Source organism: Leifsonia sp. 2TAF2, from assembly GCF_052115085.1.
Taxonomy (GTDB): domain Bacteria; phylum Actinomycetota; class Actinomycetes; order Actinomycetales; family Microbacteriaceae; genus Leifsonia.
Genome location: NZ_JBFRFY010000002.1, coordinates 838,480 through 857,132, shown reverse-complemented (window position 1 = coordinate 857,132; position 18,653 = coordinate 838,480). Strand labels below are relative to the sequence as shown.

Genomic DNA, 18,653 nt, shown 5'->3' with positions numbered 1-18,653 from the left:
GGCCGGCCGGGAGTCCCGGCCGGCCCTCATGTCACTTGATGAGCGGCAGGAGCACCAGCGCGAGCCAGCCGGCGATCAGACCACCGATGATCGGGCCGACGATCGGAACCCACGAGTAGGACCAGTCGCTGGTCCCCTTCCCCTTGATGGGGAGGATCGCGTGGGCGATGCGCGGGCCGAGGTCACGGGCCGGGTTGATGGCGTACCCCGTCGGACCACCGAGGCTGGCGCCGATGCCGATCACGAGGAGGGCGACAGGCAGAGCACCAAGGGCGGCGAGACCGGGGGCCTGGCCGGGCTGGTGACCGAAGGCGATCACGACGAACACCAGCACGAAGGTGCCGATGATCTCGGTGACCAGGTTCCATCCATAGCTGCGGATGGCAGGTCCCGTCGAGAAGACGCCGAGCTTGTTGGCGGGGTCCGGCTCCTCATCGAAGTGCTTCTTGTACGCCAGGAAGGTCAGCACGGCGCCGATGATGGCACCGATGAGCTGAGCCAGGATGTACAGCAGCACCGTGATGAAGTTGACCGGCACCAGCGTGTGAGCTGCCGCCGAGCCGAACGCCTTCGCGCCGTTGGCAACGAGGCCGAGGGTCACAGCCGGGTTGAGGTGGGCGCCCGAGTTGTAGGCGACGACCACACCCGAGAACACTGCGATGCCCCAACCGAAGTTGACCATCAGGAACCCGCCGTTGAAGCCCTTGTTCTTGATGAGGGCGACGTTCGCCACGACACCGGTACCGAGCAGGACCAGCATCGCCGTTCCCACCAGCTCGGACAGGAAATCTACACCGATATTGTCCACGTTGACCTTCCAGTTGTTCAGTTGACCCGCACCCTGTTGTGCGTTCTGGTGAGACTCGCGTCAGGGTGGGCCCTTGAACGCTATTGCCGTCGCGCTCACCTTGACAAGAACCGTCTCATGCACGTTCGTGCATTATCGAACCGCGGCGGCTTCGCTCCCGTCCCCCGACTTCAGGTGCACCCGATGGGCGTCGGCGAGGTCCGCTAAGAACGCATCTTCCTCCTCCGTGCGCTGATTTGGCGACCATCCGAGCGCGTTTGCCGCGATTTCGGCGATCTCGTGGACCAGCGGCACGGTGACGGCACCGGTGAAGGCGAGGCTGGTGCGGCGCAGGAAGATGTCGGCCAGGTGCACCACGTGCTCGCTGCGCACGAGGTGGTCGAGCTCGGCGCGGGAGTACGTGGGGGCGGCGGCGAGTGCGACATCCTCGCCGTCCCAGCCGGAGATGGCGTCGATGACGAAAGCCGCCTTCGTTCCGTAACGGTGCAGGAGGGTCGCTGCGCGCTCCGGGCCGACGTCGGCCCCGTAGCGCGCGATCCAGTCGCGCTCCGCCTGCGGCGTGGTCGGGAAGCCGGCGCCTCCACCGATGGGGAGCCCGAGGGTCTGGACCGTCCGCTCGACTCCGAGCACCTTCAGCGTCTCGTTCGCGAGGTGCTCGCTGAGCGCGCGGAACGTCGTCCACTTGCCACCCACCAGGCTCAACACCGTCGTGTCGCCGAGGCCCGCCACGGTGCCAGGCACGATGCGGTAGTCACGCGACACGAATCCCGGGGCGGTGTCGTCGTGGTGCGGCAGCGGGCGCACGCCCGAGAAGGTGTAAACGATCTGCTCGCGAGTAACCGGGATGGATGGGAAAACGTGCGAGACGAGTTCGATGAAGTAGTCGATCTCGTCCTCGGTGATCACTGGGCGCTCCGACATGTCGGCGTCGATGTCGGTGGTGCCGATCATCACGCGGCCCTTGAGCGGGTAAATGAGGACGATGCGTCCGTCGTTGTTCTCGAAGAACATCTCGCGCCCCTGGCAGGCTTCCAGCAGCTCCGGGTTGTCGACGACGATGTGCGAGCCCTTGGTTCCGCCCATGTAGCGGGTCTCCTCGCCGAGGGCCTCGTTGGTGAGGTCGGTCCACGGACCGGAGGCGTTCACGACGACGTCGGCGGTGATGGTGAACTCGTCACCGGTCTCGCGGTCGCGCACCAGCACGCCGCCGTCGCGGGCGCCGATCGCCTCGACGTAGTTCACGGCACGCGCGTGCGGGCCGGCCGCCAGGCCGTCCGCGAGAACGTCGAGCGCGAGGCGCTCCGGGTCGTGCACGGAGGCGTCGAAGTAGGTGGCCGTGTACTTCAGGCCAGGGTTCAGCGCCGGGAGGGTCTGCAGCGACTTCTTGCGGCCCTGGAAGGTGTGCCGGGGCACGCTTCCGCCGTCGCGGGAGAACGCGTCGTAGATGGTGAGGCCGGTCTTGATGAGGAACGCGCCGCGCTCCTTCGGCTTGCCCTGCTTGTGGGTGAGGAAGCGCAAGGGTGCGGCCAGGATGCCCGAGAACGTCGAGTAGATCGGGATCGTGGTCTGCAGCGGCTTCACGTAGTGCGGGGCGATCTTGAGCAGACCGTTCCGCTCGGTCACCGACTCCTTCACGAGGCGGAACTCGCCGTTCTCGAGGTAGCGGATGCCGCCGTGGATCATATGACTGGAGGCGGCCGAGGCGCCGGACACGAAGTCGTTGCGCTCGACGAGCACGACGTCGACGCCCTGCAGGGCGAGGTCGCGGAAAGTGCCGAGACCGTTGATGCCGCCGCCGACGACGAGCACCTGTGCTCGCGGGCGTTCGCGGAGTCGCTGGACCTCGGTGCGTGTGGTCGACGTGGTGCTCACGATGTTCTCCTGATGCTGCTGGTTCCGGGTGGTGCTGCAGCTATAGTTTTCGTGGCGGCACAACTTCGATCAAGCTCGATGCACATACGTGCACCACCCCCGCTTCGCTTGAAGAGAACGCGCTCGAAGAACGCACTGAGGAGAAGAGGCCCCGAATGCCCCAACCCGAGACGGAGCACCTGCCCGACAAGGTTCGCGACGCCCTCAAGGCCGGTCATCTGTACTACATGCAGGACCTGACGATGGAGGCGATCGCGCACGAGATGCACACCTCGCGCTCCAGCGTGTCGCGGCTGCTCAGCTACGCCCGCTCGTCGGGCCTGGTCACCATCCAGATCGCCGAGCCGCACGAAGGCGCGACGCGCATCCAGCAGGTGATCCACGAGCGCTTCGGCATCGCTGCGCACATCGTCCCGATGCCGAGCGCGATCAGCGACGTGGACCGCCTCGAGCGCGTCGCCATCTCCGCTGCACGGATTCTCGACCGCTTCATCGACTCCAACCAGACCGTCGGCGTCGCCTGGGGGTCCACGATGAGCGCGCTGAGCCGCCATCTCATCCCGAAGGAGCTGCACAACGTCGAGTTCGTGCAGCTCAACGGCGCCGGCAACACGTACACGACCGGCGTGCTGTACGCCTCCGAGATCCTGCGCCGCTTCGGCGACACGTACTCGGGCACGATCCAGGAGTTCCCCGTCCCCGCCCTGTTCGACGACCCGCAGACGAAGGTCGCGATGTGGCGCGAGCGCAGCACCCGGCGCATCCTCGACATCCAGGAGCGGATGGATGTGGCGCTCTTCGGTCTCGGCTCCCCCTTCTCCGAGGTGCGCTCGCACGTCTACGCGGGCGGCTACCTCGAACCGGCCGACTACACGTCGCTCGACGAGTCTGGCGTCGTCGGCGACGTCGCCACCGTGTTCTTCCGCGAGGACGGCAGCCACCACGGCATCCCCCTTAACGAACGGGCCAGCGGACCGGACATCGACCTGATCAAGCGCGTTCCGCGCCGCGTCTGCATCGTCTCCGGCCCATCCAAGGTGCACAGCCTGCGTGGGGCGCTGGCGGCGGGCCTGATCACAGACCTGATCGTCGACGAGGGCACCGCTCGCGCGCTCGTGCAGCTGACGCAGCCGGTCGCGCCGGTCGAGCCGGAGTCCGCCGAGACCGCACCGATCGGCTCCGTGACCGGGACGGTCGCCGCGTAACCAGGCGTCGCATCCACTCAGGGAATAGACGGCGCAGCGACGCGTTGATCTAAACTCGACAACGAAACACGTGCTCCGGGGTCGGTGAAAGTCCGAACCGGCGGTGATAGTCCGCGAGCGGGACGCCTAGGCGCCCTGCTGAGCCGGTGGAATTCCGGCACCGACGGTAATGCGTCCAGGCGAAAGCCTGCCGCTCAGTCCGGATGGGAGGAAGCACGGTGGGCAGCCCGCATGGGCTGGCGCCCACGCGACCCCGGCGACACGTCTCGACGACAGAGACAGGATGGCAACGGGATGACGTGGGAAGCTCCCATGCGCACGGCGCTCGAACTCGCGGCGAACGGTCCTGCGACCGGCATCAACCCGCGGGTCGGCTGCGTGCTCCTCGACGCCGACGGGCGCATCCTGGCCGAGGGCTGGCACCGCGGTGTCGGCACCCCGCACGCCGAAGTGGATGCGCTCAGCAAGCTCCCCGACGGCGGCGCCCGCGGCGCGACCGCCGTCGTCACCCTCGAGCCGTGCAACCACTGGGGCCACACGGGCCCGTGCTCCGAGGCACTGCTCGCGGCCGGCGTCTCACGTGTCGTCTACGGCACCGACGACCCCGGGCACCACTCGGGCGGCGGCGCGGAGCGACTCCGCGAGGGCGGCGTCGAGGTGATCGGCGGCGTGCTGCGCGACGAGATCGACGTCTTCCTGGGCGACTGGCTCACGGCTGCACGACTCGGCCGGCCGTACATCGTCGTCAAGTGGGCGAGCAGCCTGGACGGCCGTGCAGCTGCCGCCGACGGCACCAGCCGCTGGATCACCGGCGCCGCGGCGCGTCAGCGGGTGCACGAGCAGCGGGAGGCGTCCGACGCGATCATCGTCGGCACCGGCACCGTGCTCGCCGACGACCCGAGCCTCACCGCCCGCGGCGACGCCGGGGAGCTGATGGGCACCCAGCCGACGCCCGTGGTGATCGGCACCCGTGCCATCCCGAAGGATGCGGCCGTCTTCCGTCACCCCAACCCGGTCGTCTTCGAGGGGACCCACGACCTCCACGAAGCGGTCGCCGACCTCCACCAGCGCGGCTTCCGCCGCGCCTACGTCGAGGGCGGCCCCACGCTGGCCAGCGCCTTCGTCGCCGCCGGTCTGGTCGACGAGTACGCGATCTACCTGGCGCCGACGCTGATCGGAGGCCCGCGCGTCGCGCTCGGCGACCTCGGCGTCGAGACGATCGGCGAGCAGCGGAGGCTCCGCATCCTCGACGTCGAACGTCTTGGCGGCGACCTCCTCATCCGCGCCGTCCCCGTCCCGGACGGCGCGCCCCGCACCGGCGATCGCACACCCGTCGACGTCGCCGGCGCCGACATCTTCCCCGACAGCCAGGAGGGCTGACCACCATGTTCACCGGAATCATCGAAGAGCTGGGCGAAGTCACCGCCGTCGAGCGCACCGCCGATGCCGCCCGCGTCACCGTGCGCGGTCCGCTCGCGGTCAGCGACGCCCGGCACGGCGACTCCATCTCGGTCAGCGGCGTCTGCCTGACCGTGATCGACAAGGACACCGAGAGCTTCACGGCGGATGTCATGGCCGAGACGCTCGCCATCAGCACACTCGACGGCGTCGAGCCCGGCCGCCGGGTCAACCTGGAGCGCGCCGCGCAGGTCGGCGACCGCCTCGGCGGGCACATCGTCCAGGGCCACATCGACGGCACGGCCACCGTGCTCTCGATCACCGACGGGAGCGCCTGGCGGGTGGTGCGGCTGAGCCTCGACCCGGAGCACGCTCCGCTCGTGGCGCGCAAGGGCTCCATCGCCATCGACGGAGTCTCCCTCACGGTCAGCGAGGTCGGCGGCGGACGTGAGGACGGCTGGTTCGAGGTCTCGCTCATCCCGGAGACCCTCGCAGCCACGACGCTCGGCGACCGCGTCGCCGGCGACCGCGTCAACATCGAGACGGACATCCTCGCCCGTCATGTCGAGCGCCTGCTGGCGCTCGAACCGGCACTGAGTGAACGGAGTGCGTCATGAGCCTGGCCACCATCCCCGAGGCCCTCGCCGAGCTGCGCGCCGGCCGCCCCGTCATCGTCGTCGACAACGAGAGCCGCGAGAACGAGGGCGACGTCGTCCTCGCCGCCGAGCTCGCCAGCCAGGAGTGGATCGCCTGGACGGTGAAGAACTCGTCCGGCTTCATCTGCGCGCCCATGACGAACGAGATCGCCGACCGGCTCGAGCTGCCGGTCATGGTCGCCAACAACGAGGACTCGCGGGGCACCAACTACACCGTCAGCGTGGATGCGGCCGACCGGCTCTCCACCGGCATCAGCGCCGCAGACCGCGCACACACGCTCCGCGTGCTGGCCAACCTCGACTCCAGCCCCTCCAGCCTCCACCGGCCGGGCCACATCCTGCCGCTCCGTGCGGTCGAGGGCGGCGTCCGTGAGCGTGACGGCCACACGGAGGCGGCGGTCGACCTGCTCAAGCTGGCCGGCATGACGCCCGTCGGGGCCATCGCCGAGATCGTCGCCGACGACGGCGAGATGATGCGCCTCCCTGGCCTGATCGAGCTGGGCCAGCGGGAAGGCGTGCTCGTCATCACCATCGAGACGCTCATCGCCTACCTGCAGGAATTCCACTGCGACCAGCCGCTGGAGACGGTCACGCCCATCCCGGAGACCTCGCGGGTCATCTTCGAGGTCGAGACCACCGTGCCGACGACGCACGGCCCGTTCCGGATGCGCGCCTACCGCGACCGCATGACCGGGGCCGACCACGTGGCGATCGTCGCCGGGACCCCGCGCGCGGAAGGCACGTTGGTGCGTGTGCACTCCGAGTGCCTGACGGGTGAAGCCTTCGGGTCGCTCAAGTGTGAGTGCGGGCCGCAGCTCGACGCGGCACTCGACACCATCCAGCGCGACGGCGGCGTGGTCGTCTACCTGCGCGGGCACGAAGGTCGCGGAATCGGCCTCATCAACAAGCTCCGCGCCTACAAGCTGCAGGAGGAGGGGCTCGACACGCTCGACGCGAACCTCGCCCTGGGGCTCCCTATCGACGCCCGCGACTACGGCGCGGCCACGTCCATCCTGCAAGACCTCGGGATCGAGTCGGTGCGCCTGCTAACCAACAACCCGGAGAAGGTGCGCCAGCTCGAAGAGCACGGCATCGAGGTCGAGGAGCGCGTGCCGCTCGTCGTCGGCGTCGGCGCCTTCAACGAGGGCTACCTGGAGACCAAGCGCGACCGGATGGGCCACGCGATCGGGGACATCGATGCGGTGTCCGCAACGGAGACGACCGCGGCACTCGCGGCGGAGAGGACCACACGATGAGCGGAGCGGGAGCCCCCAACGCACAGGAGCGAGTCGACGGGAGCGGCCTGAACGTCGTCATCGTCGCGGGCACCTGGCACGAGACCATCAGCGACGGCCTCATCGCTGGAGCTCAGCGCACCTTGGACGACGCGGGCGCGACCCACACGCTCGTGCGGGTGGCCGGCAGCTTCGAACTTCCCGTGGTCAGCAAGGCGGCGCTTGAGGCCGGGGCGGATGCCGTGGTCGCCCTCGGCGTCATCATCCGCGGCGGCACGCCGCACTTCGAGTACGTCTCGGCGGCCGCGACCGACGGCCTCACCCGCGTGGCGCTCGACACCGGCAAGCCGGTCGGCTTCGGCGTGCTGACCCTGGACGACGAGGCGCAGGGCATCGATCGCGCAGGGCTCCCCGGCTCGAAGGAGGACAAGGGCGCCGAGGCGGCGCACGCGGCGATGGCCACGGCGCTGACCCTGCGGGGCCTGCGCGGCTAAAGGCCGGTCGGCCGCCACGGCATGTGCTGCAGCGTCCAGGTGTTCCCGTCCGGGTCGGCGAACCAGGCGTAGAAGACTCCGCCCATGTCCTGCACAGGGGCGACGTCGACGCCGCGCGCGACGAGGTCCGCTCGGGCGCCCTCGATGTCGGCCACCACGAGGTGGAGCCCGCGCAGCGAGCCCGGTGGCATCTGTGCGTCCGCCAGGCCCGTCGACATGGTGACGGAGCAGTACGAGCCGGGCGGCGTGAGCTGGACGATGCGCACCCCTTCGGCAGGGGTCACATCCACATCGACCGTGAATCCGACCTTGTCGCGGTAGAACTCCTTCGAGCGGTCGATGTCGCTCACCGGGAGCATCACCAGCTCGAGCATCATCGTGCCCGGGGTGACGGGCGGTGTCGGGTTCTCAGCCATGGTGGTGCCTCTCGTTCGGTGGAGCATTGCGCCGGCTTACGGCTTCCAGACCATGAGCACGACGACGGCGAGCAGCAGGAGGCTGGCCACACCCGACCCGGCGGCGATCGCCGGGTAGCGGGAGGCCGTGCCGTCGCGCAGCGCCTCGGCGGCCCGCCGCATGGTCGGCACCACCAGGAACAGGGTGAGCCCCAGCGCGATGACGTACAGGATGATCGACCACAGGATCCACGGCGTCGTGATGCTCAGGTCGTACTTCTTGTCGGCCAGACCCATGACCCCGAAGCCGAAGAGGACCACCAGCAGCGACAGGAGCGCGAGCAGGTTGGTCGACTTCGCGAGGGTGCCCACCTGCCCGGCGTCACCCGCGCGGACGGCTCGCATCGCCGTCATCGGGAGGATGGCCATCGGGCCGACGATGAAGACGGCGGTCACCACGTGCAGGACGGCGAAAAGTGTTTCCATGAGAACACCCTAGCGAGGCCCGATTCGGCGCGCCCACGGACGGCGCATAGGCTAGAAGGTGCGCCACAAGCGCTCTCCGACTCCCCGCCACGCGCGCCTTCCGCCCGACCGACGCCGCGCACGCCCCGCGGTCTCGCCTCTCTTCCGGAAGCTCTGCACACGCATGTCTACGACGGCCCCCGTCATCACCCCCGCGCCCGCGAACACCCGCGGCCGCGTCATCCTCGCCAGCCTCATCGGCACGTCGATCGAGTTCTACGACTTCTACGTCTACGCGACCGCCGCTGTGCTGGTGTTCCCCTCTCTCTTCTTCACGAGCCAGGACCCGACCACGGCGCTGCTGTCGTCGTTCGCCGTGTTCGGCGTCGCGTTCATCGCCCGACCCGTCGGCTCCATCCTGTTCGGCCACTTCGGCGACAGGATCGGCCGGAAGGGAACGCTCGTCGGCTCGCTCCTCACCATGGGCATCGCAACCGTGCTGATCGGCTGCCTGCCGACGGCGCAGGTGCCGGGGTGGGAGTTCTGGGCGCCGTTCCTGCTCGTCGTGCTGCGGTTCTGCCAGGGCCTCGGGCTCGGCGGTGAGTGGAGCGGCGCTGCGCTGCTCGCCACCGAGAACGCCCCCGCGGGCAAGCGTGCGATCTACGGCACGTTCCCGCAGCTGGGCGCGCCGATCGGCTTCATCGTCGCAAACGTGCTGTTCCTCATCCTGAGCCTCACCATCTCGCCGGACGCGTTCGCCGCCTGGGGATGGCGCATTCCGTTCCTGCTGAGCGCGGTGCTCGTCATCGTCGGACTGTACGTCCGGCTGAAGCTCGTGGAGACCCCCGCCTTCCAGAAGGTCGTCGACACCGGCGAGGTCGCCAAGCTCCCGCTCGCGCGCGTGTTCCGCACCAGCTGGCGCCAGATCGTTCTCGGAACGTTCATCATGCTCGCGACCTACGTGCTCTTCTACCTGATGACCGCGTTCACGCTCACCTACGGCACCACCGCCGCGACCACGGAGCAGGCACGTGCGGCCGCCGAGAAGGCCGGCAAGGAGTTCGCAGCCGGCAGCTTCGTGCCCGGCCTCGGCTACAGCCGCAACGACTTCCTGATCATACTGATCATCGGCGTGGTGTTCTTCGGAATCTTCACGCTCGTCGCCGGTCCCCTGGCCGAGCGCTTCGGCCGGCGCAAGACGCTGATCTGGGTGACGATCGGGATCATCGTCTTCGGTCTCCTCTTCGTGCCGCTCTTCGCGGGCGGAACGGTCGGCGTGATGGCGCTCCTCATCATCGGCTTCACGCTGATGGGGCTGACGTTCGGACCGATGGGCGCGGAGCTGCCAGAGCTGTTCGCCACGAACGTGCGATACACCGGCTCGGCCATCGCGTACAACCTCTCCAGCGTGCTCGGCGCGGCCGTCGCCCCGACGATCGCGGTCTGGCTGTGGACGATGGCGCACGGCAGCACTGTCTGGGTGGGCGTCTACCTCTCGGCGGCCGCGGTGCTGACCCTCATCGCGCTGCTGCTGTCGAAGGAGACGCGCGACGTCGACTTCACCGACAACGTGAGCTGACCCTCACAGGCTGCGCGCTCAGTCGAGGAACAGGGCGCGCAGCCTTCGGGTGGTCAGGATGAGGCCGAGCACGATCATGACGACGAAGTACAGCACGTGCCACAGCATCCCCGGGTACACGTCTCCCGTCGTGAGTCCGCGGACCAGTTCGACGCCGTGCCACAGCGGCATCGCCTTGATGACCACCTGGATCGCCTCGGGATACACGGTGATCGGGTAGAAGGTCGCCGACAGCAGGAACATGGGCAGCAAGATGAAGTTGATCCAGTCCATCTGCTGGAACGTCTTCATGTAGCTCGTGATACCCATCCCGAAGCTGGCGAAGCCGAACGCGATCAGCAGCACCGCGGGCAGGGCGAGCAGCGCCCACCACGACAGGTTCAGCCCGAGCGCCTGCATCACGAGCATGAAGCCCACGGCGTAGAGCGCTCCCCGGAGCAGCGCGAGCAGGATCTCGCCGAGCGCCACATCGAGGGGACCGAGCGAGGTCGCCAGCATCCCCTCGTACAGCTTGGCGAAGTGCATCTTGAAGAAGACGTTCCACGTCGAGTCGTACACGGCCCCGTTCATCGCCGCCGTCGCCAGAAGCGCGGGGGCGATGAAGGCCGCGTATGGCACGGTCTCGCCCGACGTCGTCTGGATGTCGCCGACCAGCCTCCCGAAACCGATCCCGAGCGAGAGCAGGTAGAAGATCGGCTCGAAGAAGCCCGAGACGATCACGAGCCAGTTGGTGCTGCGCGTCGCCGACCAGCCGCGCTGCATCACCGAACGCGCGTTGCCTGCGTAGAGAGCGCGCATCGGCCGCATCCGCGGGGCGGAGTCGGCGGTGCGCTGATCGGTGGCGGTCACTTGTTCAACCTCTTCGCGGCGATGCGTCGGCTCCACATCCAGAAGACGATGAAGAGCGCGAGCAGGTACACGACGTGGACGACCGACAGCCAGAGCGGCTCGCTCATCCCGTACGAGAAGACCCGCGACAGCTCGGTCGAATGCCAGAGCGGCGAGATCCAGCCGATCCACTGCAGGTACGGCGGCATACTCGCGAGCGGGAAGAACGTGCCGGAGAACAGGGTCATCGGCAGCAGCACGAAGCGCATCAGCATGGCGATCTGGCCGGTGTCCTGTTCGAGGGTCGCGACGTACGCCATGATCGGCACGCCGAACGCGAGGCCGCCGAGAGTCGCGACGAGGATGCCGACCCAGCCCCACGGGCTCGGAACGGCGCCGAACAGCACCATGAACGCGAAGTAGACGATGCTCGTGCCGACCAGCCGCGCGATCACCGAGATGAGGATGCCGTCGATGATCTGACCCGGCGCGATCGGGGAGGCGTTGATGCCGAAGAAGGTCGGGTTCCACTTGAATCCGAGCATCACGGGATACGTGAACTCCTCGCTCGCGACGGTCACCGCCGCCGTGCAGAGGAGAGCCGGGGCGACGAACTCGAGATAGCTCACGCCGTCGACCGCGTTCGGTCCCATGTTGGCGCTCACGAGGCTGCCGAGGCCCAGACCCATCGCGAGCAGGTACAGCAGCGGGTTGCCGAACCCGGTGACAAGCAGCGTCTGCAGGTAGGACCGCATCACCCGGAAGCGGTGCTCCGCGACGTACCAGGCGCCGAAGCGACGGGGACGGACCGCTGCCGCGAGCGCCGCGCGCGCATCCTCTCGCGCTTCGGGCCCACCGCCCGGCGCGCCCGGAGCTCCCGAAGGCCCGACTGCCACGCTCATTCGATCAGGCTCCGTCCGGTGAGCCGGAGGAACACGTCTTCGAGGCTGGAGCGCCGCACGAGGCTGGTCAGCGGGTGGAGCCCGCGCTCGACGATCCGCACGAGCTCCGCTTCTCCGTCGTCGCTGTAGACCAGGACGCGGTCGGGAAGCACCTCGATCCGTTCGCCGATCCCGTCGAGGCCCTGGGCGACCTCGGCATTGCGCTCCGAGCCGAACCGCACCTCGAGCACCTCGCGCGTCGAGTACTCGCGGATGAGCGCGGCCGGCGACCCCTCCGCCATGATCGTGCCCTTGTCGACGACGACCAGGCGGTCGCAAAGCTGCTCGGCCTCATCCATGTAGTGCGTGGTGAGAACGAGCGTCGTCCCCTGCTCCTTGAGGCGGAAGAGCCGATCCCAGAGGATGTGCCGCGCCTGCGGGTCGAGACCCGTCGTTGGCTCGTCGAGAAGCAGGATGCGCGGGTCGTTGATCAGCGCCCGCGCGATCGTGAGCCGGCGCTTCATACCGCCGGAGAGGTCGTCGACCTTGGCCTTCGCCTTGTCCTCGAGCTGCGCGAAGGCGAGCAGTTCGTCGGCCCGCTTGCGGACCCGGCCGGACGGGAGACCGAAGTAGCGCCCGTACACGATCAGGTTGTCGCGCACGCGCAGCTCGGTGTCGAGGTTGTCCGCCTGCGGCACGACGCCGAGCTGCGACCGGATCTCGGGACCGTACCGGTCGGGATCGAGCCCGAGGATGCTGAGGTCGCCGCCGGTGCGCGTCGAGACGGCGCCGATCATCCGCATCGTCGTCGATTTGCCCGCACCGTTCGGCCCGAGCAGTCCGAAGGACTCCCCCGGCTCGACCTCGAAGCTGATGCCGTCGACGGCCGGGAAGTCTTTGTACTTCTTCACGAGCTCACGGGCGGCGATGACGGGCGTCGGCATAGTTCAGCACTGTAGCCGCGACCGGCGACATTCGAAGAGGTGAGCTGTCAATTCAAGTTGACGGCTCCGGCGACGTCAACTATGGTTGACGGCATGGACAGCGGAACCCTGCACACGCTCGCCGGCGACGCCGACTCGGACGACCCCATCGTGGCCCTCCGCGCCATCCACAAGATGCACCGCGAGCTCGACCAGCTCGAAGCCGTGGCCGTCCGGCGGGCACGGAACGCCAACGCGACCTGGCAGCTCATCGCCCTTGCCCTCGGTGTCAGCAAACAGGCAGTTCACAAGAAGTACGGTCGGAGTTAGCGGCATCCGCCGCCCGACGCCCCTCCTCCCCCGATCGGAGACATCGTCATGTCCACCACCACCGCCCCCGCCCCCGCGCGCCGTCGCCGCGGCTTCGGGCGCGCCGCCGACGACGCCGGGCCGCGCGCCCGCTTCTCGCAGCTCCTCCCCTACCTCCTCGAGCACAAGCGCGTGCTGTCGGTGGTCGTCGTCCTCAGCATCCTGGGTGCGGCGGCGAGCCTCGCGCAGCCGCTGCTGGTCAGCCAGGTCATCGCGATGGTCAGCAAGGGCGAGCCGCTGAACGGCCTGGTCTGGGGGCTCGTCGCGCTGGTAGTGGTGTCGGGCCTGATCTCGGGCTACCAGCACTACCTGCTGCAGCGCACCGGCGAGGGCGTCGTGCTGTCGTCGCGGCGCAAGCTGGTCGGGCGGATGCTGCGCCTCCCGATCAGCGAGTTCGACACCCGGCGCACCGGCGACCTGGTGTCGCGCGTCGGCTCCGACACGACCCTGCTCCGGGCCGTCCTGACCCAGGGGCTCGTCGAGGCGATCGGCGGCGCGCTCACGTTCATCGGTGCTCTGATCGCGATGCTCATCATCGACCCGGTGCTGCTCGGGCTCACGGTGCTGGTCGTCGCGATCTCGGTCGTGACCGTCGTGCTGCTCTCGGGTCGCATCCGCGTCGCCAGCCAGAAGGCGCAGAACAAGGTCGGCGATCTGGCGGCAGCCGTCGAGCGCGCGATCAGTTCGGTGCGGACGATCCGCGCGTCGAACGCGACCGAACGCGAGATCGCCGCGGTGGATGCGGACGCCACGGGAGCCTGGAAGATGGGCATCCAGGTCGCGAAGATCTCGGCGCTCGTCGTTCCGGTCGCGGGCATCGCGATGCAGGTGTCGTTCCTCGTCGTGCTCGGCGTCGGCGGTTTCCGGGTGGCCAGCGGAGCGCTCACCATCGCGAACCTGGTCGCGTTCATCCTGTTCCTGTTCATGATGATCCTGCCGCTCGGTCAGGGGTTCGGCGCGATCGCCGCGGTCAACTCGGCCCTCGGGGCGCTCGGGCGCATCCAGGAGATCCTCGATCTCCCGACGGAGGACCAGCGTGACCGAGAGATCGCGCCGCTCGCCCTCACCGTCGGAGCGGCGAACGAAGGCCTCGCGCCGGAAGCACCCGCGATCGAGTTCGTGGATGTGCGATTCGGCTACCCCGATCAGGCAGTCCCCGAGGCGGAGGATGCCCAGGGTCGCCGGAGCGAAGCGCCGACTCCCGAGCCGACACGCGAGCGTCTCGCGTTCGAGGCGTTCACCGGAGCGGATGTCGTGGCGGAGGCGGAAGCCGCGGCAGGGGCCGGTCACGACGAGGGTCCCCTCCGGCACGGCGGAGTGCTGCACGGGGTGAGCTTCCGCGTCCCGCGGGGCAAGCGGACCGCCCTGGTCGGGCCGTCCGGCGCCGGCAAGTCGACCATCCTCGCCCTGGTCGAGCGGTTCTACGACCCGCAGGCCGGCGAGGTGCGCTTCGGCGGGATGGACGTGCGATCGCTCGACCGCGTCGCGCTCCGTTCGCAGATCGGGTATGTCGAGCAGGATGCGCCGGTGCTGGCCGGCTCGCTCCGCGACAATCTGACCCTGGCGTCGCCGGACGCGACCGACGAGCAGTGCGTGGACGTGCTGCACGCGGTCAACCTGACCGAGGTGCTGGAGCGCAACGAGCTCAGGCTTTCGGCGCCGGTCGGCGAGGACGGCATCATGCTCTCCGGCGGCGAGCGCCAGCGTCTCGCGATCGCCCGCGCCCTGCTCGCCGCACCTCCCGTGCTGCTGCTGGACGAATCCACCTCGAGTCTGGACGGCCGCAACGAGCAGCTGATGCGGGAGGCCATCGACGCCGTCGCGGAGGACCGCACCCTTCTCGTGATCGCGCACCGCCTGTCGACGGTGGTCGACTCCGACCAGATCGTGGTGCTCGACCACGGCCGCGTCGTCGGTACCGGCACCCACTCGGAGCTCGTCGAGACGACTCCGCTCTACCGCGACCTGGCCAAGCACCAGCTCCTCGTCTGACCCCCGCTCCCAAGCCAACAGCTCCTGAGTTATTCCGCTCGAATCGCCGGATTCGTGCGAAAAACTCAGGAGCTGTTGGCTTGGGGACGGGGACGGGGACGGGGAGGGGGCGCCTCAGGCGCGCAGGTGGTAGCGCAGGGAGGCGAGCTCGGCGCGGAGGGCTGCGGGGACGCGGGAGCCGAAGCGGTCGAAGAACTCCTCGGTGAGATCGCACTCGGCGAGCCAACTCTCCGCCTCCACCTCGAAGAGCGCCTCCACGTCCGCGGCGGGAAGATCGAGCCCCTGCAGGTCGAGTTGCTCGACGACGGGCAGGTTCCCGATCGGGGTCTTGACGCTTCCGGCCGTCCCTTCGACGCGGCGGGCGATCCACTCGATCACCCGCGCGTTCTCACGGAAGCCGGGCCAGAGGAACCGGCCGTCGTCGCCGGTCCGGAACCAGTTGACCTGGAACACCTCGGGCGCGTTCTCGCCCAGCTTCTCGCCCATCTCCAGCCAGTGCGCCCAGTGGTCGGCCATGTTGTAGCCGCAGAACGGCAGCATCGCGAACGGGTCGCGCCGGAGTTCGCCGACTTTCCCCTCGGCCGCCGCCGTGCGCTCCGACGAGATGGTCGCGCCGATGAACACGCCGTGCCGCCAGTCCCGCGCCTGGGCGACCAGCGGCACGTTGGTCGCGCGTCGACCACCGAACAGGATGGCGTCGATCGGCACGCCATCGAAGGCGTCCCAGTCGTCGGCGATGGACGGGCACTGCGCGGCGCTCACGGTGAAACGGGAGTTCGGATGCGCGGCCGGGCGACCGCTTCCGGGCGTCCAGTCGTTCCCCTCCCAGTCGATCAGGTGCGCCGGCGGCTCGTCGGTCAGCCCCTCCCACCAGATGTCGCCGTCGTCGCGCAGTGCCACGTTCGTGAAGATGGTGTTGCCCCAGAGCGTGTTCACCGCCGTGCGGTTCGTGCTCTCCCCGGTGCCGGGCGCGACGCCGAAGAACCCGGCCTCCGGGTTGATCGCACGGAGGCGGCCGTCCGGACCTTGACGCAGCCAGGCGATGTCGTCGCCGATCGTCTCGACGCTCCAGCCCGGGATGTTCGGCTCGAGCATCGCCAGGTTGGTCTTCCCGCACGCCGACGGGAACGCGGCCGCGAAGTGGAAGACCCGGCCCTCCGGCGAGGTCACCTTGATGATCAGCATGTGCTCGGCGAGCCAACCCTCGTCGCGGGCCATCACGGACGCGATGCGCAGCGCGAAGCACTTCTTCGCGAGGATGGCGTTGCCGCCGTAGCCGGAGCCGTAGGACCAGATCTCCCGCGTCTCCGGGAACTGGACGATGTACTTGGTCGTGTCGCACGGCCACGGCACGTCGTCGCGCTCCTGCCCGTGCGCATCCACGAGCGGGTAGCCGACGCTGTGCACCGTCGGCACCCACGGCTGCCCGGCCGCGATGAGGTCGAGAACGGTCTCGGTGACGCGGGTCATCATCCCGAGGCTGACGGCGACGTAGGCGGAGTCGGTGAGCTGGATGCCGACCTGCGACAGCGGGCCGCCGACCGGTCCCATCGAGAACGGCACGACGTACATCGTGCGCCCTCGCATGCTGCCGGCGAAGACGTCGCGCAGTTCGGCGCGCATCGCGTCCGGCTGGCGCCAGTTGTTGGTGGGGCCTGCGTCGACCTCGTCCTCCGAGCAGATGAAGGTGCGGTCCTCGACGCGGGCGACATCGCCCGGGTCGGTGCGGGCGAGGAAGCTGTTGGGGCGCCACTCGGGGTTGAGCCGGATGAGCTTGCCCTCGGCAACGAGCTGCTTGGTGAGGCGGTCCGCCTCCGCCAGCGACCCGTCGCACCAGACGATGTCGTCGGGCCGGGTGAGGGCGGCGATGCCGTCGACCCAGGCGCGCACGGCGGCCATTCCGTCGGACGGCGTGGCGTCGGTGAGGGGTAGCTCGGCGATGCTCATGGGGAGTCCTTCTGATCGGTAAGAAGTGGCGTTGCATCCAGCATCCGGGATGTTCAAGCCTTCTCGACCGGAAAAATCACTGTAAGAATCGGCATTCTTTCGCTAACGTGAAGCCATGAGCACTCCAGTGGACTCGGGCGACATCGACGTCGCGACCCTCGGACACCGCATCCGCCACTTCAGGACCCGCCGCGGGATGACGCTCGACGCTCTCGGCGCGGCCGCCGGTGTCGCGGCCAGCCAGCTCTCGCTGATCGAGAACGGCAAGCGCGAGCCGCGGATCTCGCTGCTGAGCGCCCTGGCCTCGGCGCTGGGCGTGCAGCCGGCCGATCTGCTCTCGACCGAACCGCCGGACGAGCGCGCGGCGCTCGAGATCGAGCTCGCCCGGGCGCAGCGCGGATCCCTCTACGCGTCGCTGGGCCTCCCCGCCGTGAAGCCGACGAAGGGGACCCCGACCGAGACCCTCAGCGCACTCGTCGGGCTGCATCGCGAGCTGAGCCGGCGGGCCAGTGAGGCGATCGCAACGCCGGAGGAGGCACGGCGCGCGAACACCGAACTGCGCGAGCGGATGCGCGCGCAGGACAACTACATCCCGGACATCGAAGAACTCGCCGAGCAGCAGGTCCGCGCCTCCGGTCACGTGCGCGGCGCCCTCACCCACCGCGAGGTGAGCGTCATGGCCGAACGGCTCGGCTTCGAGCTCATCTACGTGAACGACCTTCCCCGCTCCGCCCGGTCGATCACGGACCTCGAGAACGGGCGCATCTACCTGCCGCCCGCGTCGATCCCCGGTGGCCACGGCCTCCGCTCGATGGCGTTGCAGGCGATGGCGCACCGGCTGCTCGGTCACACCCGGCCGCAGTCGTACGCCGACTTCTTACGCCAGCGGCTGGAGATCAACTACTTCGCCGCGTGCTGCCTGATGCCCCGGGATGCCGCCGTCGCGTTCCTCCAGCAGGCGAAGAAGGACAAGGACCTCGCCGTCGAGGACTTCCGGGATGCGTTCGGCGTGACGCACGAGGCCGCCGCCCTGCGACTCACCAACCTGGCGACCAGTCACCTCGACATGACGATGCACTTCCTCCGCGTCGGCGACGACGGCGCCCTGTACAAGGGGTACGAGAACGACGGCCTCCCGCTGCCGACGGATGTGACGGGATCCATCGAGGGCCAGGTCGTCTGCCGCAAGTGGGGCGCCCGCACGGCCTTCACGCACACCAACCGGACGACCGAGCTCTACCAGTACACGGACACCCCGGCCGGCACGTACTGGTGCGCCACGCAGACCGGGACGACCGCCGAGGGCGGCTTCTCGATCAGCATCGGGGTGCCGTTCGATGAGGCCAAGTGGTTCCGCGGCCGCGAGGCGACGGACCGCGCCGAGTCCCGCTGCCCCGACGAATCGTGTTGCAAGCGGGCCCCCGCCGCGCTGTCCGGCCGCTGGGCGGGCAAAGCGTGGCCGAGTGCGCGGCTGCACGCGCACATCCTGTCGCCGCTCCCCTCCGGCTCGTTCCCGGGCGTCGACGACTCGGACGTGTACGCGTTCCTGGAGGCCCACTCCGGCGCGTGATTCGTGCCGAATGTCGCCTTTCGCGGCGCGAAAAGC

General features: G+C 69.0%; 17 protein-coding genes and 1 riboswitch. Of the genes, 9 read left to right on the top strand and 8 right to left on the bottom strand.

Going from position 1 to position 18,653, the window contains the following annotated elements; genetic code table 11:
* Positions 1 to 31 precede the first annotated feature (31 nt).
* Entirely contained in the window at positions 32 to 760 is a 729-nt protein-coding gene (locus tag AB4Z18_RS16290) for an MIP/aquaporin family protein (protein ID WP_441784019.1), read from the bottom strand.
* A 180-nt stretch (positions 761 to 940) separates the two neighbouring features.
* Positions 941 to 2,680 (bottom strand): FAD-dependent oxidoreductase, encoded by a 1,740-nt coding sequence (locus AB4Z18_RS16285; protein WP_441783781.1) that lies wholly within the window; start codon positions 2,678 to 2,680, stop codon positions 941 to 943.
* Positions 2,681 to 2,835: 155 nt separating this feature from the next.
* On the opposite strand from AB4Z18_RS16285, the gene AB4Z18_RS16280 reads away from it, so the two are divergent.
* The 5 genes from AB4Z18_RS16280 to ribH all read left to right on the top strand — a co-directional run bounded on the left by AB4Z18_RS16280 (position 2,836) and on the right by ribH (position 7,668).
* Entirely contained in the window at positions 2,836 to 3,885 is a 1,050-nt protein-coding gene (locus AB4Z18_RS16280) for a sugar-binding transcriptional regulator (RefSeq protein WP_441783780.1), read from the top strand.
* 67 nt (positions 3,886 to 3,952) lie between these two features.
* Positions 3,953 to 4,105: riboswitch (FMN riboswitch) on the top strand.
* A 74-nt stretch (positions 4,106 to 4,179) separates the two neighbouring features.
* A complete protein-coding gene (gene ribD, locus AB4Z18_RS16275; protein WP_441783779.1) occupies positions 4,180 to 5,265 on the top strand; it encodes a bifunctional diaminohydroxyphosphoribosylaminopyrimidine deaminase/5-amino-6-(5-phosphoribosylamino)uracil reductase RibD in 1,086 nt (361 codons plus the stop codon).
* A 5-nt stretch (positions 5,266 to 5,270) separates the two neighbouring features.
* Positions 5,271 to 5,900 carry a riboflavin synthase gene (locus AB4Z18_RS16270; protein ID WP_441783778.1) on the top strand — a complete coding sequence of 210 codons (630 nt, stop codon included), beginning with the start codon at positions 5,271 to 5,273 and terminating at the stop codon, positions 5,898 to 5,900.
* Positions 5,897 to 7,195, top strand: coding sequence for a GTP cyclohydrolase II (ribA, locus tag AB4Z18_RS16265; RefSeq protein WP_441783777.1), 1,299 nt, complete (start codon positions 5,897 to 5,899; stop codon positions 7,193 to 7,195). The genes AB4Z18_RS16270 and ribA overlap by 4 nt, the downstream gene beginning before the upstream one ends.
* Positions 7,192 to 7,668, top strand: a complete 477-nt coding sequence (gene ribH, locus AB4Z18_RS16260) for a 6,7-dimethyl-8-ribityllumazine synthase (RefSeq protein ID WP_441783776.1) — start codon at positions 7,192 to 7,194, stop codon at positions 7,666 to 7,668. Before ribA ends, ribH begins: the two co-directional genes overlap by 4 nt.
* On the opposite strand, the gene AB4Z18_RS16255 is transcribed toward ribH, so the two are convergent.
* Entirely contained in the window at positions 7,665 to 8,084 is a 420-nt protein-coding gene (locus tag AB4Z18_RS16255; RefSeq protein WP_441783775.1) for a VOC family protein, read from the bottom strand. The genes ribH and AB4Z18_RS16255 overlap by 4 nt on opposite strands.
* Before the next feature lie 36 nt (positions 8,085 to 8,120).
* On the bottom strand, positions 8,121 to 8,549 hold the full coding sequence (locus AB4Z18_RS16250) for a DUF2269 family protein (protein ID WP_441783774.1): 429 nt from the start codon (positions 8,547 to 8,549) through the stop codon (positions 8,121 to 8,123).
* Between the two features lie 163 nt (positions 8,550 to 8,712).
* Between AB4Z18_RS16250 and AB4Z18_RS16245 the strand changes: the two genes are divergently transcribed.
* The gene (locus AB4Z18_RS16245) at positions 8,713 to 10,107 is read left to right on the top strand and encodes an MFS transporter (protein WP_441783773.1); all 1,395 of its coding nucleotides are present in this window, start codon (positions 8,713 to 8,715) and stop codon (positions 10,105 to 10,107) included.
* An 18-nt stretch (positions 10,108 to 10,125) separates the two neighbouring features.
* Here AB4Z18_RS16245 and AB4Z18_RS16240 read toward each other — a convergent pair whose 3' ends face one another.
* Genes AB4Z18_RS16240 through AB4Z18_RS16230 form a run of 3 tightly spaced genes read right to left on the bottom strand, consistent with a single transcriptional unit; the run spans position 10,126 to position 12,760 of the window.
* Positions 10,126 to 10,914 carry an ABC transporter permease gene (locus AB4Z18_RS16240; RefSeq protein WP_441784018.1) on the bottom strand — a complete coding sequence of 263 codons (789 nt, stop codon included), beginning with the start codon at positions 10,912 to 10,914 and terminating at the stop codon, positions 10,126 to 10,128.
* 38 nt (positions 10,915 to 10,952) lie between these two features.
* Positions 10,953 to 11,837: an ABC transporter permease gene (locus AB4Z18_RS16235; protein ID WP_441783772.1), complete on the bottom strand. Its 885-nt coding sequence runs from the start codon at positions 11,835 to 11,837 to the stop codon at positions 10,953 to 10,955.
* Positions 11,834 to 12,760 (bottom strand): ABC transporter ATP-binding protein, encoded by a 927-nt coding sequence (locus AB4Z18_RS16230; protein WP_441783771.1) that lies wholly within the window; start codon positions 12,758 to 12,760, stop codon positions 11,834 to 11,836. Before AB4Z18_RS16230 ends, AB4Z18_RS16235 begins: the two co-directional genes overlap by 4 nt.
* Positions 12,761 to 12,853: 93 nt before the next feature.
* Between AB4Z18_RS16230 and AB4Z18_RS16225 the strand changes: the two genes are divergently transcribed.
* Positions 12,854 to 13,069 (top strand): hypothetical protein, encoded by a 216-nt coding sequence (locus AB4Z18_RS16225; RefSeq protein WP_441783770.1) that lies wholly within the window; start codon positions 12,854 to 12,856, stop codon positions 13,067 to 13,069.
* A gap of 48 nt (positions 13,070 to 13,117) precedes the next feature.
* Positions 13,118 to 15,100, top strand: coding sequence for an ABC transporter ATP-binding protein (locus tag AB4Z18_RS16220; protein WP_441783769.1), 1,983 nt, complete (start codon positions 13,118 to 13,120; stop codon positions 15,098 to 15,100).
* 114 nt (positions 15,101 to 15,214) lie between these two features.
* Here the strand turns inward: AB4Z18_RS16220 and AB4Z18_RS16215 are convergent, their stop codons facing one another.
* Entirely contained in the window at positions 15,215 to 17,047 is a 1,833-nt protein-coding gene (locus AB4Z18_RS16215) for a phosphoenolpyruvate carboxykinase (GTP) (protein WP_441783768.1), read from the bottom strand.
* Between the two features lie 115 nt (positions 17,048 to 17,162).
* On the opposite strand from AB4Z18_RS16215, the gene AB4Z18_RS16210 reads away from it, so the two are divergent.
* Positions 17,163 to 18,617 carry a helix-turn-helix domain-containing protein gene (locus AB4Z18_RS16210; protein ID WP_441783767.1) on the top strand — a complete coding sequence of 485 codons (1,455 nt, stop codon included), beginning with the start codon at positions 17,163 to 17,165 and terminating at the stop codon, positions 18,615 to 18,617.
* Positions 18,618 to 18,653: the final 36 nt, after the last annotated feature.

Bases quoted from the DNA above. Each gene is read 5' to 3' on its own strand.
- AB4Z18_RS16290 (WP_441784019.1), bottom strand. From the start codon at position 760: ATGCTGGTCCTGCTCGGTACCGGTGTCGTGGCGAACGTCGCCCTCATC.
- AB4Z18_RS16280 (WP_441783780.1), top strand. From the start codon at position 2,836: ATGCCCCAACCCGAGACGGAGCACCTGCCCGACAAGGTTCGCGACGCC.
- ribD (WP_441783779.1), top strand. From the start codon at position 4,180: ATGACGTGGGAAGCTCCCATGCGCACGGCGCTCGAACTCGCGGCGAAC.
- AB4Z18_RS16270 (WP_441783778.1), top strand. From the start codon at position 5,271: ATGTTCACCGGAATCATCGAAGAGCTGGGCGAAGTCACCGCCGTCGAG.
- ribA (WP_441783777.1), top strand. From the start codon at position 5,897: ATGAGCCTGGCCACCATCCCCGAGGCCCTCGCCGAGCTGCGCGCCGGC.
- ribH (WP_441783776.1), top strand. From the start codon at position 7,192: ATGAGCGGAGCGGGAGCCCCCAACGCACAGGAGCGAGTCGACGGGAGC.
- AB4Z18_RS16255 (WP_441783775.1), bottom strand. From the start codon at position 8,084: ATGGCTGAGAACCCGACACCGCCCGTCACCCCGGGCACGATGATGCTC.
- AB4Z18_RS16250 (WP_441783774.1), bottom strand. From the start codon at position 8,549: ATGGAAACACTTTTCGCCGTCCTGCACGTGGTGACCGCCGTCTTCATC.
- AB4Z18_RS16245 (WP_441783773.1), top strand. From the start codon at position 8,713: ATGTCTACGACGGCCCCCGTCATCACCCCCGCGCCCGCGAACACCCGC.
- AB4Z18_RS16240 (WP_441784018.1), bottom strand. From the start codon at position 10,914: ATGCGGCCGATGCGCGCTCTCTACGCAGGCAACGCGCGTTCGGTGATG.
- AB4Z18_RS16235 (WP_441783772.1), bottom strand. From the start codon at position 11,837: ATGAGCGTGGCAGTCGGGCCTTCGGGAGCTCCGGGCGCGCCGGGCGGT.
- AB4Z18_RS16230 (WP_441783771.1), bottom strand. From the start codon at position 12,760: ATGCCGACGCCCGTCATCGCCGCCCGTGAGCTCGTGAAGAAGTACAAA.
- AB4Z18_RS16225 (WP_441783770.1), top strand. From the start codon at position 12,854: ATGGACAGCGGAACCCTGCACACGCTCGCCGGCGACGCCGACTCGGAC.
- AB4Z18_RS16220 (WP_441783769.1), top strand. From the start codon at position 13,118: ATGTCCACCACCACCGCCCCCGCCCCCGCGCGCCGTCGCCGCGGCTTC.
- AB4Z18_RS16215 (WP_441783768.1), bottom strand. From the start codon at position 17,047: ATGAGCATCGCCGAGCTACCCCTCACCGACGCCACGCCGTCCGACGGA.
- AB4Z18_RS16210 (WP_441783767.1), top strand. From the start codon at position 17,163: ATGAGCACTCCAGTGGACTCGGGCGACATCGACGTCGCGACCCTCGGA.